Source organism: Vibrio agarilyticus (assembly GCF_012641465.1).
GTDB lineage: Bacteria > Pseudomonadota > Gammaproteobacteria > Enterobacterales > Vibrionaceae > Vibrio > Vibrio agarilyticus.
This window is the reverse complement of sequence record NZ_JABAIK010000010.1, coordinates 75576-93064: the sequence shown is the minus strand read 5'-3', so window position 1 is coordinate 93064 and position 17489 is coordinate 75576. Positions and strand designations below refer to the sequence as shown.

The following is a 17489-nucleotide window of genomic DNA, read 5'->3' as shown; positions in this document are numbered from 1 at the left end:
AAAGTGGATAGTAAGCAGTGGTATTTAGTGCAGTGTAAGCCTCGGCAGGAAACCAAAGCGGCACTAAATTTTTCCAATCAAGGGATAGAAAATTATTACCCCACTATTGAGGTAATAAAATTAGTGCGTGGAAAACGAGCTCAGAAAATGGAGGCGCTTTTTCCCGGATATATCTTTGTTAATCTCGACCTTTTATCTCTCTCTGCAAGTAAGGTTCGTAATACTATTGGCGCTGTCGGCTTTGTGATGTTTGCGGGTAAGCCACAGCAAGTGCCTTTGTACTTATTCAATCAAATTAAGCGATTAGTGATAGATCCGATTGATTTGGGGTTACAGCCGGGTGCGAATATTGAAATTAATCACGGACCCTATAAAGGATTAACCGGACGCTTTCTTCAATATGACGGCATTGCGCGTAGCATGGTACTGCTGAATATCTTGAATAATGAAACCAAAATTATCATTGATAATAATGATATTAGTGAGTGTTAACATTCAAGATAACAAAATGAATTTGCTGGTAAAATCATCAACCTTTAGGAGTTGTAACCTAAGGGCGGTAGCGTACTTGAAATAGAATGATGTTTAATTTGTAAGGTCAAATTTTTCAGGATCTATTGAGGCGGTTTAAGAAATAAGTTAGATCTAGGTTTTGTCAGAGGCAGGCGAAATTCTACTGTCTCAAAACGAATCAAAAGTTTCTCAGGTGTAATTGAATGTTTGAGATAAACGTACACTTCTATGAGCCTTTGACCATTGGTGTGACTTTGATATCTATGATAATAGGCTCATTTTACACCCTATAAATAGGAATTAAGTACGGGTGCATAATGTATTATTTGAAGATATAGCTGATATCGAACAGGGTATGGAAGTAAGTAAAGTAAAACTTGTTGACTATTAATGGCTAGATGTTGATTTCAAATCTTTCGTATACATGACTAGGGAAAACATGTACTAGCCCTTGTGTAAAGGGGGGCGCGTATTGATATTTCAATTGTCTAGGTTCATTATTTAGTGTTATAACATAACAATTAAGTAGTCGAAGATCGATTTATAGAACACTATCAGTGTTTTATTATACCGCCATAGATAAATTTGGGCATAATAATAGTAAGCAGTATTCATACAATTCGATATTGTCCCAGATTTTAATCAAAGGTAAAGTCAAGAACAAGTTGACTAATATTATTTTGTTAACAATTTACGGTGTATTCTCTGGTCAAAATGACTGAAACGCGATATGCCGCAGTGGCAAAGGTCGTCTGACTTTTTTAAAGCGATTTGTTGTTTTAGTCATGGTGTTACCTCAACATCGACTAAAGTCCGAACGGTGAGAATGATTAGTGCTATTCGATTCCAGAATGGATGAAAGATTGTTGTGAGTTGAACAATGACGAAGTGCTCGCGATTGATGGTAAAACGGCAAGCAGTTTTTATGATGATTCTCGCGAACTTGGCGCTATTAACATAGTCAAGGCATTTGCCACTGAAAATGGTATGAGTCTCGTACAACAAAAAGTGTACCGAACGTCGAATGAGATTATCATCATTACCAAGTCGCTTTATAAGGTGAACTAGTTCAGTATGTATGGAAAAGGTTGCGGGGTCGACAACGTTTTTTATTAAGCGATCGTGGTTAAGCCTGCAATATGAGTATATTTACTTAAAAGCTTACAGCGCTCCCCTTGAAGCAGGTGTTAAAATTGTCAACAATACAAGGCATTATAACGAAGAGCGTAACCGTTAGGCTATCAATGACCTTGGTCCTCATAAAGTTTACTTTGGTAGGAAGAGATACTCTGTATGAGTTGAAACAACCACTTAAAAGGGTGGGTTTGAACTTTAATTTGGCTTTTCTAGATCACTTATAGGATCGGGCTAGAGAAAGCACTTAAAACCATCAGTTTCAGTGAGGTTGTGAAATTTGACCATCATCAAAATGAATGAAAATTGTCCTAGGTGAGTATAGATATTTGAGGTGTAAGTGGAAGTATTGAGAATCTATGTAAAGTCTTTATTTTTATGTAACAGTAGAAGTATAAATTATGGATAGGAAAAAAGTATTAACTGTTTTTGGCACTCGCCCTGAAGCAATTAAAATGGCACCTCTTGTTCACGCATTAGCAGCAGATGAGAGATTTGAATCAAAATGTTGTGTAACCGCGCAACACCGTGAAATGCTAGATCAGGTGCTAGAACTGTTTGACATTATACCTGATTACGATTTGAACTTGATGAAAACAGGACAGACTCTGAATGATGTGACTGCACGTATTCTTCAGAAGTTAAAGCCAGTTCTACAGGATTTTAGACCGGATATTGTATTGGTGCATGGTGATACAGCGACTACTTTCGCAGCGTCTTTGGCAGCTTGTTATGAGAAAGTTGAAGTCGGGCATATAGAAGCAGGGCTTCGTACGGGAAATATTTATTCGCCTTGGCCAGAAGAAGCAAACAGAAGATTAACAGGGGTATTGACAAAATACCACTTTGCTCCAACGGATACATCGAAGCAAAACCTGTTGAATGAAAACTATGCTGAGAGCGATATTCATGTAACGGGTAATACTGTTATCGATGCGCTATTGATGGTTAAAGATAAGATTGACAATGACTCAACCCTTGAGGCAAGTCTTGCAGCTCAGTTCTCAATGTTAGATAAAACAAAAAAGCTAATTCTTGTCACAGGTCACCGTCGTGAAAGTTTTGGTGGTGGATTTGAGAGAATTTGTGAGGCGCTAGCACAAACGGCTAAAACGAACCCTGATTGCCAGGTTCTGTACCCGGTACATTTGAATCCCAATGTTCGTGAACCTGTTAATCGTATTCTTTCTAATATTGATAACATTTATTTGATTGAGCCACAACAGTACCTTCCATTTATCTATTTAATGAGTCGCGCACACATTATTCTTACTGATTCTGGCGGAATTCAAGAAGAGGCACCTTCGTTGGGTAAGCCGGTACTAGTTATGCGTGATACAACCGAGAGACCAGAAGCTGTTGCCGCTGGTACTGTAAAATTAGTTGGTACGGATATTGTCAAGATTGTTACAGAGTTAGCCGTGTTACTAAAAGATCATAAGGCTTACGAGTTAATGAGTTTTGCTCATAACCCTTATGGGGATGGAAAATCATCCGCTAGAATATGCGATATTATTCATCGCTTATGAATGGTTCTCTATTAATTATATTTGATAAAGTCTTAAAGATCATATCAGGGTTGGTTGTAGGTACCTATATAGCGCGTATTTTAGGTCCAGTTGACTTTGGGTTGATGGGATATTCTCAAAGTATCGTCACAATATTTGTGATACTCTCTGGTTTGGGTCTGGAACCTGTATTTATTAAAAGGTTGAACTCTGATTTTTCAAAGGGAAGTGATATAAAACTCATATTAAAAATACGGTTATTGGCTTGTGTTTTTGGTTTTTTATTATTTTTCGTATGTGCTTATTTCTATGTTAAAGATACTAAATTACTTTATTTACTTTGTATATTTTCCATACTTATAGTTTGTAATAATTTACTTATTGTGGAACATATCAATTATCATCTTGGTAAAGGGCGATTGATTGGTATCTTTTCTATTATAGCAACGACGTTATCCTTATTGCTAAAATCCGTAGCAATTTTTTATGGAGCTAATGTTTATATATTTTCGACAATTGTCGTTATTGAGTCAGTTGTGGTGTGTTCTCTTTATTGGATATCTATTACAGATAAACTCTGCAAAAAAAAAGTAAAATACACTTTAGAAAATGCCATTGGTGTTATAAAAAATGGCATTCCATTGCTAGTTAGTGGTGTTTCTGTAGTGTTGTACATGAAAGCCGACCAAATAATGATTGAGCATTATTTAGGTGTTGAGCATGTTGGAATATATAATTCCGCTAGTCGATTAATTGAGGCGATGTATTTCATTCCTATTGTTATTTGTAACTCGCTTCTACCTTCTGTATTAGGAATGCTTAATGTAGATAGAGAGGAATCTTTAATAAAATACAGATATATACTGAATAAAGTTCTAATTGCAGGAATTTTTCTAAGCTTAATAATTTCTCTGTTTAGTGAACTTATTATTTACTATCTCTATGGTCTAGCTTATGCAAATGCTGCATCCGTATTGCACGTTTATACTTATGCATTTCCATTTGTAATTTTAGGAGTTTTTAGCTCCAGGTTGATGATACAAGATGATCTAGAGAAAGAGCTTCTAAAGAGATCTCTCCAAGGATGTGTTATGAATTTAGTACTGAATTATTATTTAATACCAGTTTGTGGAATCTATGGAGCAGGATTGTCTACCCTGATTTCTCAATCCTATGTTAGTCATTTTAGTCTGCTTATGAAGAAAGAAACTAGAAAGTATTTTCTGGTAAACAATAAAGCAATCATTAGTTTTAGAGTATCATGAAATATATAAAACCTATATTATTAATCGGTTTCAACCGTCCCAAAGAAATAAAAAAAGTTTTAGACAAGGTCTCGCTTATTAAACCTGCCAAACTATATATTGCGATCGATGGCCCGAGGGAAGGCAATGTCAGAGACGCAGAAAAACAAGCAGAGATAAGAAAATTAGTGGAGAAAATCGATTGGGCTGGAGATGTTCAGACAAGATTCTCGAAGACTAATAGGGGCTGCAAATATGGCGTTGTTTCAGCGATAGATTGGGTTTTTGAAAATGAGGAAGAGGCAATTATTCTGGAAGATGATTGTGTTCCCCATGTTAGTTTTTTTACTTTTTGCGAGCACATGTTAGATAAGTATCGTGATGTAAAAAACGTATTACAAATAGGTGGCACAAACCCTCTGTCTAGCGTTGGTTCTTCAGACGGTTATTACCTCTCTAAATATAATAGAATTTGGGGATGGGCTACGTGGAAAGAATGCTGGTTAAACAATGATCCTGAGATTTCTTTTTGGCCTGAGGTTAGGAAGCAGAACATTCTTTTCAATATCTTCGAAGAAAAAGAGGCGAAGCTATGGCAAAAAATTTTTGATGATGTGTACGATAAAAAAATTGACACATGGGATTATCAATGGTTTTTATGCAAGCTTCTTAGAGGATTTACTGTTATTCCAGAGGTGAATCTAATTTCAAATGTTGGCTTTGGTGCAGATGCTACGCATACATTTAATGAAGAAAGCCACCTAGCAAACCTTAAAACAGGTGAGTTTCTACTACCGAAACAGCCAAGAGATGATTTCTATCTTGATTATCGAAGAGATGCTGAATGGTCAAAAATAATAACAGCTTCAAATGTTTCTATTTGGTCTCGTTGTATAAATAAAATAAGAAGGTTAATTGATAAATGAGAGTTGGTATTTTAACTTTTCACGATGGTTTCAACTATGGAGGTTTCGCTCAAGCATTTGCCTTCCAAAGAAAGTTAGAATTATTGGGTTACGAAACTGAAATAATAAACTATAAAAGAAAAGAGTTCGCTTTGAGGGAGTATCAAGTTTTTTTGGGTACGATTAGTCCACGTGTTTTCACAAAGAATTTACTGAAAATAATAAACTTCAAGAAGAATCAGAAAAGTTTTAAGCAGACTCGTTGGTATGCCAACATAAAGGATATTAATGAAAGCTACGATCATATTTTTATTGGGAGCGATTCTGTATTTAATTACTCTAACCCATTAATTGGTTTTGATTCTTCTTATTTCGGTGAATCGTTACCTTCTCAAAAAATATCATCCTATGCAGCTTCATTTGGACCAGACAAGCTAGAACAAGGTTATCCAGAAAGTCTACCTGATTTACTGCGTAATATGGACAATATTGCCGTGCGAGATACGAACTCTAAACGCTTTGTAGAAGCTTTTGGTGTGAAGTGTCAAGAAGTATTAGACCCAACATTTTTATATGACTTTTCTAATGACCTTGTTGTACCAAAGATTAAAGACTATATTTTGGTCTATTCTTATATCTTCGAAAAAGATGAAATAAAAGAGATAAAAGAATACGCGATAAAACAAAATCTAAGGATTGTTTCAGTAGGTTACAGATGGGAGTTTGCAGATGATAATTTTGATTCAATTGGACCATTTGAATGGTTGGGTTATATCAAAAACGCAAAGCTTGTAGTTACGGGTATGTATCACGGTACATTGCTGTCAATTCAAATGAATAAAGACTTTGTGTCTTTGGTTACCCCTTATCGCAAAAACAAAATATTTCACATATTGACCAAGTTTGGACTAGAAAAAAGACTTTATGAGTCAAGAGTCGATGATACTTGTAAGTTGCGTGAAGCGTTAAACTCTGGGATTGACTTTGACAGAGTTAATAGATTAGTTCGTGATGAAGTTAAAGGCTGTGAGGAGTATCTGTTGAAATGTTTGGAAAAATAGTTCATCTGTTGAAAAATGTCATTTTTAAATCTGTTAGTGTTTTTTCCTTGTTGGTTGAATGTTTTAGAGACTACCGAAGATATGTAGCTTATTCTGCTACTTTTAAAACATTTATGAATTCGGAACGCTTGATAGAGGGACGCTTAACAGCGCATTATCATGGCATTGAAAAAGGGCTCGCGATGAAACACTTCCGCCCTTACTTTGGTAAGAAACATATTGAGGCTATTGATTATTACCTAACGAAGTTAAAAAAATTAAAAAAAAAAGGAAAATTTAGCTCTACCCACGTTAATGCTTCGCTGAGTTGTCTCAAGTCTTATGTTGATAAACACGATTACGAGAGAAGCGAATATATAGAGAATGTAAGTACTATTTTAAAAAAGCATTTAGATAATTTTGGAGTCAGCATTGAGAAGTTACATTCATCAACGACGAGTTACGATTGTAGTAGGTTTGATGGAGATAACGATTTTAGATCTTTAGCCCATCGAAGAAAATCAGTTCGAGTGTTTGACGATAAGGTTATTTCTAAGAACATTCTTGAGAATGTAGTTAAACTTGCGTTGACTTCTCCATCAGTGTGTAATCGACAATCTACCAAATTAGTCTATCTGAATAATGAAAAGCTGATCGGTCAATTGCTTGACATTCAAGGAGGAGCAAACGGGTTTAAAGACCAAATAAAGAACTTGGTGGTAGTGTTCTCAGACTTAGAAGTTTTCGAAGGAATTCAAGAAAGAAATCAACCATATATTGACTCTGGTATATTTGCAATGAACCTGTTGTATTCTCTCGAGTATCATTCGTTATCCACGTGCCCACTTATGTGGCCTTCTACTGCTAAAAATAATGAACGCTTATATTCGTTGCTTGATATTAGAAAGACTTGGGAACCTATTGTGGCAATTGCTATTGGATATAAACCGAATGAAGTAGTAAAGATGCCTATATCTAAAAGGGTTGACATTAGTGAGTGTTTGGAGTTTAGATAATGAAAAAGAAAAGTTTACATGTAACGATGCACTACTTTCCAATCTTTGGTGGGCAAGAAGTATATATTGATAGCCTCTCAAAAATTCTTCTAGATCAAGGTTACGAGAATAAATATATTCAACCATTTAGAGGAAAAGAGCATGAAGATATCCTGTTTACTCCTCCCGGTAGGTTTTTTCATCGCTTTATTCCAGGGTTCGATTGGTTTTGGTTCAATCTAAATGTACTGTTGAGTCGCAGTTTCTTGAAGAAGCAATCATTGATTTTTTGCAATTACTTCTTCCACTATTCCATGTTACCTAAAGATGTTCGAACTATTGTTATTTCTCATGGTGTTGATTGGACTACTAAATCAAAAGACGTATTTAATAAGTACAAAAAGTCTGTGGCTAGGTCCAAGCTTAGAACCAATGACATTTTGGTCGCTAATTGTTCAGAAATATTACGATACAGAGGGCTTAATGTACAGGCAGGAGAGAGTCTTCATACCGAAGTGGCGAATAATGTTTTCTTTATTCCAAACTGTATAGATAATTCAAAGTTTAGAGATCTTGGACTTAAACGTAAAAAAAATATATTAGTCCCTCGAAATATTCGTCGGTCTAGAGGGGTGACTCTTGCAATTGAAGCATTTAATATTTCTTCTGCATCAAAAGAGGGATATAAATTGATTATTGCGGGGGGGCCTTTAGAAGGAAGATACTACGAAGAGTGTATCGAGCTGGTTGACAAGTATCAGCTAAATGAACGTGTTGAATTTGTCGGCAATATTTCGCAAGACGAACTTCTTAGTTACTATAACAGGAGTTTGATTTCGGTAGTACCCACCCTTGAGATGGAAGGCACTTCGTTATCCGCTTTAGAATCTATGTCTTGTGGTTGTCCTGTTGTAGCTACATATGTTGGTGGTTTGAAAGATATCGATTGTGTTCATTCTGATGTAAATCCTGAGAGTTTAGCAGATAAAATAGATCTGTTAATTGAAGATGTCGATGCAGAGTCAGCTAGACAGAAAGATGTCATACTAAACGCACATACTATTGAACACTGGAAAAAATCTTGGAAATCGGTTGTAGATAGGATTAGTTAATGCCACTTTTTGTTGATTACTTGGAATTCAACAGCATCGTGCTTAGTTTACTAATCGCTTTGTTTTTTTGTTTTGTTGCTAAAAGAACAAAGTTGATTTTTTCGTATGGTGACCCGTTTATATTACCTGTTTTTCAAGTAGTGTTTTCTTTTTTTCTGGTTTTTATAAACTCTTTAATTGGCTATAAAGAGCTAGCTGATTTTGTTGTTTTCTTTTTTATTCTGATGTTTGCAAACTTTGTTTTCTCAAAAGTTAAAAAGGTTAACGTTGTTGGTTGTGATATTTTTGATGGATTTGCAAAGTTCATTTTGCTTGTAAGCGTTATATTTAATATTATCTTGTTTTTTAAAAAAGGAGTAATTTTTCTTTCCGCTGATGTGGGAGCTGCAAAAGTTGAATTCTATCGAGGAGCTGGACTATTTAAAAGAATTAACCAGTTAAGTATACCAATTCTCACCATCTATTCCTTTAGAGCTTGGTTTTTTGTAACTGCCAAATACTCGAAGCAAGTTGCTGTAGTTGTTTTCTTATTTGTTTGCTATTTGTTGATGACGATGGGGGCTAAGTCAGGTCTTATAGTATTAATATTTTACTATTTTACTTTTATATACTTTTCCCGAAAGAAACTTAATTATAAATTTGTTTTTTTAATGGTTGCGTCTTCATTATTCGCGACCATGGTTATGTTTAGCGTTATTTATGGTGACAAGGCAATTGGCTTTTTGGTCTATAGGTTAATGAGTTTTGCGGATGGCCCTGTATATTATTTCGCTTCGGCTAGAGAGTCGATAGAGGGGACTTTATCGGTATTTTATCCCTTTGAGCAGCTAGCAGTTAGTTTAAGGCTTTTTGATGAATCATCGTTGAGCTCTCTTGGACCAATGATAAACCGTATTCATTTCGGGTTAAATGATGGTCTATATGGACCTAACCCTCAGATATTTGTTGAGGCTGATGCTATTTTGGGAGAATATGCATTGATTTATCTAATTATTTCCTCTGTCTTTATCGCTTTTATCAAGAATTTGGCTGCGAACGAGTATTCTTATGTCTTATTTAGTGCAATGTTCATCCCATTTTTTATTGATTCTCAATATGCTTTTAACAACTTTTTTAACTTGTTAATTCTGATGTTTTTGTTTTCAGGTTACTTTGTCTTTTTTATGATTCCATTTTATGTAAGGAAGTCGTATCTTCGTCCTAAAAATTAAAGTATCTAACCTATTTGGTTTGTTATAAAGGTGGACCTTACTTTGACTAAAGTTTCTATTATTACTGTCACATTTAACTGTGCAGAGAAATTGGATTTGACTCTTTCAAGTATTTCTTCTCAACAATATTCAAACTTTGAAGTTGTAGTCGTCGACGGAGGGTCTTCTGACCATACATCTGAAGTGATAGCTAAGTATTCTAACTTGATTGATGTTTACATATCTGAGAGCGATCGAGGTATATATGATGCAATGAACAAGGGCGTTATAGCTGCAAGCTGTGATTTCTTATACTTTTTGAATAGCGGAGACTTTTTTGTCAATGACTTTGTGTTGGCCTCCGTCACGGAGAAGCTCAATACAGACTACGGAATTGTAATGGGAAATGTAATGGCAACGACTCAGGATTACTGTCAGTTTATATACCCTAAGGTTTCAAAATTCGACGATTCATTACTTAACGTCTCTGCTAGGAAATTGTTCGACAGTCATATTTGTCATCAAGCATATTTTATAAATAGACGATCATTGATCGATTCTGGTATGTATGACCTCGATTTTCCTCATTTTGCGGATTTTCATTCCTTTTTCCGCATTACTCGGAAATGTAAAGTTCACAAGATTGAAGATGTTATAAGTGTTTTTCCTCTAGGTGGCGTTTCTAGCGATCCTAAGAATGCACGATTTTTGCTCAAAGAAAAGGAATTGATGCTGTCAACTATATCTCACGAGTCAGTATTGAAACGTATGTTTTTTAAATCAAAAAACTCTATTTTTGTTCTTAAAAAAAAGGTATTCAAATGGCTGCAGTGATTTTTTTTGGCTTTAATTCATTCATTACGCACAAGCGTGGTGTAGAAAACGTAATTCTTAACCAAAGCAAAGCGTTGGAATGCAAAAAATACTATATCTCCTTTGACGAGAAATATCGTAAGTATGAATATGAGAATATAGAGTGCTACTCTATAAAGAACAACATTTTTTTTCCTATTGTTTTAAATGTCCTGGTTATTTATTTAAGTATAATAAATTCAGGGCTACGTATTCATTCTCATAACTATCTCTTCAGTTTAGTATCGCTGTGTAGGATAGATCTCTTTAGTGTTCATGACGGACTTTGCTATCAGTATTGTAAAATTAATAATAGTGTAGGAAAAGTAAAATATTTGATTCTTTTTTTTATAGAGAAATTTGTATATAGAAGAGCCAAAAAAATACATGTTATTTCTGATTTCACGAAAGATAATTGTTTACTTGGTTCTCGAGAATTAAAGAAGGTAATAAAAATATATAATACGGTTCCTTTTGTATTGGAAAAATTGTCTGATGAAAAGCATAAATCTACCGACCTTGGAAATGAAAAACGTAACGTGCTGATAGTAAGGAGTATCGAAGAGCGTGCTTTGTTACCTATGATTTTTGAAGTCGCTACTCAGATGTTAGACTTTGAATTCGTTATCTGTGGTAAAGGCCCGCTTTTAGAGCAGTATAGGAATGATATTGCAGACCGAGATATAAATAATGTATTTTTGCAAGGTTTTGTTGATGACGCTTTATTGGCTCAATATTATATTAACGCAGACATAGTTGTCGTTCCTGCCTTATATGGTGAGGGTTTTGGTCTCCCAGTTATTGAGGGTTATTTGTTTAATAAACCTGTCATAGCTAGCGATGTTTGCGCGTTACCTGAAGTTATTATAGATCCAAATTGGTTGTTCGATAATACCGTGAACGATCTGCTAAACAAGTTGGAATCATTTGTTTTTATCGAGCGAGATAAAAGATTTAAAGAATATTACGTAGAAAATTTTGGTTTTAGTAGTTACCAGAATAAGATGTCGAAACTGTATAAGGAGTTGGATTTTGTATAAACGTATTTTAGTTACTGGTGGTGCCGGTTTTCTTGGTTCTCATTTGTGTGAGACACTTGTGTATGAAGGACACGATGTTCTTTGCGTGGATAATCTTTACACCGGTAGAAAAACTAATATAGCAGATCTTCTTGGTTGTCCTAACTTTGAGTTCAAACGTCATGATATAACATTTCCACTCTATGTAGAGGTCGATGAAATTTACAATTTGGCTTGCCCAGCTAGCCCAGTACATTATCAGTTTGATCCTGTTCAAACGACTAAGACAAGTGTCATAGGCGCTATTAATGTGTTAGGACTAGCCAAACGTTGTAAAGCCAAAGTTTTTCAAGCTTCTACCAGTGAGGTATACGGTGACCCCAAGGTTCATCCGCAGCAAGAATCATACTGGGGAAATGTTAATCCTATTGGTGTAAGAAGTTGTTATGATGAAGGTAAACGTTGTGCTGAGACGTTGTTTTTTGACTATAAGGCGCAACATGATTTGAAAATTAAAGTCGCACGGATTTTTAATACTTTTGGTCCTCGTATGAGGATGGACGATGGTAGAGTCGTTTCGAACTTTATTTGTCAGGCTTTACAAGGAAAAAATATTACGATCTACGGTGATGGTTTACAGACAAGAAGCTTTTGTTATGTAGATGATTTAATCACTGGATTTACTTCACTGATGAAGTCAGAAGATAGTATTACCGGACCTATCAACTTAGGTAATCCGTCAGAGTTCACTATGTTAGAGTTGGCGTCGCAGGTTATCGAATTAACAGGTAGTAAAAGTAAATTAGTTTTCGAAGCTTTACCATCAGACGATCCATCACAGCGCCAGCCTGATATATCTAAGGCTAAAGCTGAATTACAATGGGAACCAAAGGTGAACTTGACAGAAGGTTTAGTTAAAACAATCGAGTATTTTGATGCTGAACTCTCTAGTTAAGATCTATGACGGTTACGGTTTGTTGGGTGCGCTTCGTCTTATTAGAGATGTGCTTATTACTAAATGTCTTTTTTGTGATGCTCGAATTGTTAGGGTTCCTTTTTATATTCGTGGTAAGGCTCATATTAAGCTTGGAAAAAACTTCACAAGCGGTGTTGGTTTAAGATTAGATGCTTTTAGTATTGCTAGTGAACGCAAGCCTAGATTAGTCATAGGTGATAACTGTCAGGTTAACGATTATGTTCACATTGGTTGCGTTCAGAATGTAACGATAGGTAGTGATGTTCTGATTGCCAGCAAGGTGTTTATTTCAGACCATAATCACGGTTTATATGATGACAGTAGCGTCGACGTTTTAGAACTACCGTCAGTTAGGCCACTTTCTTGCTCAGCCGTTACTATAGGTAACCGAGTGTGGATTGGGGAAAATGTTTCCGTATTACCTGGAGTTTCAATAGGTGACAATTCAATAATTGGTGCTGGATCAGTGGTCACCTCTAACATTCCTGATTTTTCGATTGCTGTCGGTGCTCCAGCTCGCGTAGTCAAAAAATTTGACCTAGTAAATAAGAGATGGGAAAAACTTAAATAATGAAAATTGTATTGTCAGGTGTTAACTTGGTTGAAGGGGGCCCGCTTACAGTTTTAAAGGATGCAATCAGCTCTTCAGCTAATTGTGAAGCCATAACGGCTGTTGTATGTTTGGTAAATGATGCTAGTCTATTTGGTGAGCACAAATTGAACCCCAAGGTTAGGTTCATTGAATTTCCTATTGTAAAGCGAAACTGGGCTTTTAGGGTGTTCTTTGAATATTGTTATTGTTATTTTCTTGCAATGAAAATAAAACCAGATTTTTGGTTTTCATTGCATGACTGTACTCCATTTTTACCAAAGCAAGTTACACAATCAGTTTACTGTCACAACCCATCGCCTTTTTATATGCCAAATGTCTTCGACTTCAGGTATGACTTGAAATTTGTACTATTTACAATGTTTTATAGGTTTCTTTACAGGATAAATATTAATGCCAATAAATATGTCGTAGTTCAGCAGTCTTTTGTTCGAGATTTTATAAAGAAGATGTCTCCCGATATGGAAGTGATAGTTTCTCACCCATTAAAAAAACAGCCGAAAGAATATAAATGTAAGTCTAAATCCAAGTCAAATAGTATAGAACTAGTTCATTTTTTCTATCCTGCTCTCGCTAGAACCTTTAAAAACCATATGGTTATTTTGGAGGCTCTTAAAATTATCAAGTCCAAAAGTCCTGAGGTTCTTAGTTCGATTCGAATCACACTAACACTTCAACCAAACGGAAATCGCTTTAATCGTTTTCTTTGCAAAGCTTTTTCAGGTTATGATTGTGTTGATATTGTAGGCCTGCTGTCGAAAGATGAAGTAAACACTATATATGCTGACGCTCATGCATTGCTGTTCCCTTCTAAGCTAGAAACTTGGGGGCTTCCTCTTTCCGAAGCTAAATCGTTTGATTTGCCTTTGATCGTTTCAGACCTTCCGTATGCCAAAGAGACTATCGGTGATTATGACAAAGTGACTTTTTTTGATCCTAATAATCCAAGAGAGTTAGCTAAAATAATTTCAGACTTTGTGGCTGGGAATATCAATTTTGGAGTCAATATATTGAAGTCTGATTCTGAAACTTGTACTTCGTGGGCGCAGTTGTATGATAGGTTATTGAAGAAATGAAGATATTTGTCTTTGTCGTTTCACATGGGCATGATGATTATATTATAAATAATGCAGATCTAGTCACGCTAGCTTGTGAAGATGGGGTTACAGTATGTATCAAAGATAATATACGTAGTCCTGTACTGGAGACGCACTGCTTAAATAATGATCTTGAATATTTTATTACAGATAATAGACTGGGATTTGGGGCCAATAACAACTTTTTGTTTAACAAACTATCTCATTCAGATTTAATATGTGGTAATGATTATATAGTAATTCTCAATCCTGACCTGACAATAGAGGCAAAGCAATTGGTCGATTTTGTTTCAGAGTTATCTAAGAAAGGTAATAGGTTTGCAACTATTAACCTTTACAAGGATAAAGAGCTATCTACCTATGATAATTCAGTGCGACGTTTTCCTTCGCTAATAGATTTTGTGGCTTCTTTTTTGTTTAAAGTGAATAAGACGATTATTGATAAATCGAAAATTGAGGAAGCTACTTCTGTCGATTGGTGTGCAGGATCATTCATGGCTTTACGTGCTGACTTGTATGACCAACTAAATGGTTTTGATGAGAGGTATTATATGTACTGTGAAGACTTGGATCTATGTTTTAGGGCTAAGTATTTATTTGATCAAGGGTTAACTTTTTTTCCTAACTTCACAGCTATTCACTTGGCTCAACATAGTAATAGAAAATTACTCTCGAAACACTTTTTTTGGCATTTAACCAGTGTTGCCAAATTTATTATTCTAAAAATTAGATTAAAAGGTTTACTAAATGTCTAAAACAGCATTAATTACTGGAGTTACAGGCCAGGATGGTTCATATCTCGCAGAGTTTCTGTTAGAGAAGGGCTACAAAGTACACGGGATAAAACGCCGTTCATCATCCTTCAATACAGAGCGAGTTGATCATATATACCAGGATCCACACGAAACTGATCCCAAATTTTATCTTCATTATGGCGATTTAACGGATACATCTAATTTGACTCGTATTCTGCAAGAAGTACGACCGGACGAGGTGTATAATTTGGGAGCGCAATCTCACGTAGCCGTGTCATTTGAGTCACCAGAGTACACCGCTGACGTAGATGCCATCGGTACACTTCGCCTTCTGGAAGCCATTCGCTTCCTTGGCTTAGAGAAGAAGACCCGTTTTTACCAAGCGTCTACGTCAGAGTTGTACGGCTTGGTTCAAGAAATTCCGCAGCGGGAATCTACACCTTTCTACCCTCGCTCGCCTTATGCGGTAGCGAAAATGTATGCCTATTGGATTACCGTCAATTATCGTGAATCTTATGGGATGTATGCTTGTAATGGTATTTTGTTCAACCATGAATCACCGCGTCGTGGCGAAACCTTCGTGACGCGTAAAATCACCCGTGCCATTGCCAATATTGCACAAGGCTTGGAGCCATGTTTGTACTTGGGCAACATGGACGCACTGCGAGACTGGGGTCATGCAAAAGACTATGTTCGTATGCAGTGGATGATGTTACAGCAAGACTGCCCTGAAGACTTCGTTATTGCCACCGGTAAGCAGATTTCTGTTCGCGAATTTGTGCGCATGTCATCGTTAGAAGCAGGTATCGAACTAGAATTTAGCGGTAAAGGAGTTGACGAAATAGCTACCGTGGTTGCGGTGAGTGGTGATAATGCGCCTGGAGTTAAAGTGGGTGATGTGATTGTCCGTGTGGATCAGCGTTATTTTCGTCCAGCTGAAGTGGAAACCTTGTTGGGCGACCCTGCGAACGCGAAAAACAAGTTAGGTTGGGAGCCTGAAATCACTGTTGAAGATATGTGCGCTGAGATGGTCAAAGCTGACTTGGAAAAAGCCAAGCAGCACCGGGTGCTAAAGGAACATGGTTTTGACGTAAACGTCGCCAAAGAAAACACCCCCAATATTAAGATGTCTTAAGGTTGCCGAATGATAGAAAAAAAACGCGTGTTCGTTGCAGGTCATCGTGGCATGGTGGGTTCTGCGATTGTTCGCCAACTCGCTCAGCGCGGTGATATCGAGTTGGTAACCCGCACATCTACTGAGTTAGATCTGACAGACCAAGCTAGTGTAAACGCCTTCTTTGCTGATGCGCATATTGACGAAGTATATCTAGCGGCTGCGAAAGTCGGCGGTATTTTAGCAAACAACACTCAACCGGCTGAGTTTATTTATCAGAATTTGATGATGGAATGCAATGTCATCCATGCCGCGCATCTCGCTGATATACAAAAGTTGTTGTTTCTGGGTTCTTCGTGTATTTACCCCAAGTTTGCTGAGCAGCCGATGCAGGAAAACGTGCTGCTGACCGGGGTATTAGAGCCAACCAATGAGCCCTATGCAGTTGCAAAGATTGCGGGCATTAAACTATGTGAAAGTTACAATCGCCAGTACGGCCGCGACTATCGTTCGGTGATGCCAACTAACTTGTATGGCCCACAAGATAATTTCCACCCGGAAAATAGCCATGTGATCCCTGGGCTTATTCGTCGCTTCCACGAGGCCAAACTGGAAGGTAATTCCGAGGTTGTGGCTTGGGGCAGTGGCAGACCAATGCGAGAGTTCTTGTACGTTGACGACATGGCTGCAGCCTCGGTGCATATAATGGAGCTGAGTAAAGGTATTTACCAGTCAAATACCGATCCGATGTTGGGTCACATCAATGTGGGTACCGGAGTGGACTGTACTATTCGTGAGTTGGTTGAAACTATCGCCAAAGTTGTCGGTTTTGAAGGTGGTATCCGTTTTGATACATCTAAACCAGATGGTACTCCACGCAAACTGTTGAATGTTGATCGCTTGGCGTCACTGGGTTGGACCTACAGTGTGTCGTTGGAAGTCGGTCTTGAAAAAACCTACCGCTGGTTCCTCGATAACCAAGACCAGTTTCGTGCTTAACAGGCATGGACAATGATCAGCCTTATTTCCGATGGATACATCTAAAATGGTTCTGATCTCAACACCGTTATTGACCTATGATTGGGTTACAAAAAGATGAGAGGGTGAAGTGCTGTATAGGAAATGCATCAACCGGTATGCCAAAGGCCCCCGGTTTGTACTTCGTGGACGAGCACTGAAAGACTAACTCGGGATTGATAACCCAATGACCGAAACCCGGTCTCTCCTTGTGTTCCAACATGTTATGATGTTAATGAGTCCAGCAGTCACATGCTGTGCTGGTTTATGAAATTGTGTTCGATTCACCGCTGGGCAATCTTACTAAAGAACAGCATGCTGTCTATCGTTGGTTCAAGGAGGTGGGGCTGTTATATACGTCTGATATACATTGTCATACCCTTTGATATTTGTAGCCCGCTTATTGTG

Annotated in this window: 17 protein-coding genes; all 17 read left to right on the top strand. The window is 37.0% G+C overall.

Annotated elements, in window-relative coordinates; all coding sequences use genetic code 11:
- Window positions 1-3 precede the first annotated feature (3 nt).
- The 17 genes from rfaH (at window position 4) to fcl (ending at window position 17063) form a co-directional block, all read left to right on the top strand.
- Window positions 4-492: a transcription/translation regulatory transformer protein RfaH gene (rfaH, locus tag HGP28_RS11630; protein WP_168836637.1), complete on the top strand. Its 489-nt coding sequence runs from the start codon at window positions 4-6 to the stop codon at window positions 490-492.
- A gap of 876 nt (window positions 493-1368) precedes the next feature.
- Window positions 1369-1581, top strand: a complete 213-nt coding sequence (locus HGP28_RS11625) for a hypothetical protein (protein WP_168836636.1) — start codon at window positions 1369-1371, stop codon at window positions 1579-1581.
- A gap of 467 nt (window positions 1582-2048) precedes the next feature.
- Window positions 2049-3176, top strand: a complete 1128-nt coding sequence (gene wecB, locus HGP28_RS11620) for a non-hydrolyzing UDP-N-acetylglucosamine 2-epimerase (RefSeq protein WP_168836635.1) — start codon at window positions 2049-2051, stop codon at window positions 3174-3176.
- Window positions 3173-4420: a flippase gene (locus tag HGP28_RS11615; protein WP_168836634.1), complete on the top strand. Its 1248-nt coding sequence runs from the start codon at window positions 3173-3175 to the stop codon at window positions 4418-4420. Before wecB ends, HGP28_RS11615 begins: the two co-directional genes overlap by 4 nt.
- Window positions 4417-5325, top strand: coding sequence for a glycosyltransferase family 2 protein (locus HGP28_RS11610; RefSeq protein ID WP_168836633.1), 909 nt, complete (start codon window positions 4417-4419; stop codon window positions 5323-5325). Before HGP28_RS11615 ends, HGP28_RS11610 begins: the two co-directional genes overlap by 4 nt.
- Window positions 5322-6365 (top strand): polysaccharide pyruvyl transferase family protein, encoded by a 1044-nt coding sequence (locus HGP28_RS11605; RefSeq protein WP_168836632.1) that lies wholly within the window; start codon window positions 5322-5324, stop codon window positions 6363-6365. The genes HGP28_RS11610 and HGP28_RS11605 overlap by 4 nt, the downstream gene beginning before the upstream one ends.
- Window positions 6350-7360, top strand: a complete 1011-nt coding sequence (locus tag HGP28_RS11600) for a nitroreductase family protein (protein ID WP_168836631.1) — start codon at window positions 6350-6352, stop codon at window positions 7358-7360. The genes HGP28_RS11605 and HGP28_RS11600 overlap by 16 nt, the downstream gene beginning before the upstream one ends.
- Window positions 7360-8451, top strand: coding sequence for a glycosyltransferase family 4 protein (locus HGP28_RS11595; protein WP_168836630.1), 1092 nt, complete (start codon window positions 7360-7362; stop codon window positions 8449-8451). Before HGP28_RS11600 ends, HGP28_RS11595 begins: the two co-directional genes overlap by 1 nt.
- Window positions 8451-9662 (top strand): hypothetical protein, encoded by a 1212-nt coding sequence (locus tag HGP28_RS11590; RefSeq protein WP_168836629.1) that lies wholly within the window; start codon window positions 8451-8453, stop codon window positions 9660-9662. The genes HGP28_RS11595 and HGP28_RS11590 overlap by 1 nt, the downstream gene beginning before the upstream one ends.
- A 42-nt stretch (window positions 9663-9704) precedes the next feature.
- Window positions 9705-10475 (top strand): glycosyltransferase family 2 protein, encoded by a 771-nt coding sequence (locus tag HGP28_RS11585; RefSeq protein WP_168836628.1) that lies wholly within the window; start codon window positions 9705-9707, stop codon window positions 10473-10475.
- Window positions 10463-11533, top strand: coding sequence for a glycosyltransferase family 4 protein (locus tag HGP28_RS11580; RefSeq protein WP_168836627.1), 1071 nt, complete (start codon window positions 10463-10465; stop codon window positions 11531-11533). Before HGP28_RS11585 ends, HGP28_RS11580 begins: the two co-directional genes overlap by 13 nt.
- Window positions 11526-12467: a UDP-glucuronic acid decarboxylase family protein gene (locus HGP28_RS11575; RefSeq protein ID WP_211091973.1), complete on the top strand. Its 942-nt coding sequence runs from the start codon at window positions 11526-11528 to the stop codon at window positions 12465-12467. Before HGP28_RS11580 ends, HGP28_RS11575 begins: the two co-directional genes overlap by 8 nt.
- Window positions 12448-13059, top strand: a complete 612-nt coding sequence (locus HGP28_RS11570; RefSeq protein ID WP_168836626.1) for a DapH/DapD/GlmU-related protein — start codon at window positions 12448-12450, stop codon at window positions 13057-13059. Before HGP28_RS11575 ends, HGP28_RS11570 begins: the two co-directional genes overlap by 20 nt.
- Window positions 13059-14174 (top strand): glycosyltransferase, encoded by a 1116-nt coding sequence (locus HGP28_RS11565; RefSeq protein ID WP_168836625.1) that lies wholly within the window; start codon window positions 13059-13061, stop codon window positions 14172-14174. Before HGP28_RS11570 ends, HGP28_RS11565 begins: the two co-directional genes overlap by 1 nt.
- A complete protein-coding gene (locus tag HGP28_RS11560; RefSeq protein WP_168836624.1) occupies window positions 14171-14950 on the top strand; it encodes a glycosyltransferase family protein in 780 nt (259 codons plus the stop codon). The genes HGP28_RS11565 and HGP28_RS11560 overlap by 4 nt, the downstream gene beginning before the upstream one ends.
- Entirely contained in the window at window positions 14943-16085 is a 1143-nt protein-coding gene (gene gmd, locus HGP28_RS11555; protein WP_168836623.1) for a GDP-mannose 4,6-dehydratase, read from the top strand. The genes HGP28_RS11560 and gmd overlap by 8 nt, the downstream gene beginning before the upstream one ends.
- 9 nt (window positions 16086-16094) lie before the next feature.
- The gene (gene fcl / locus HGP28_RS11550; RefSeq protein ID WP_211091972.1) at window positions 16095-17063 is read left to right on the top strand and encodes a GDP-L-fucose synthase; all 969 of its coding nucleotides are present in this window, start codon (window positions 16095-16097) and stop codon (window positions 17061-17063) included.
- Window positions 17064-17489 lie beyond the last annotated feature (426 nt).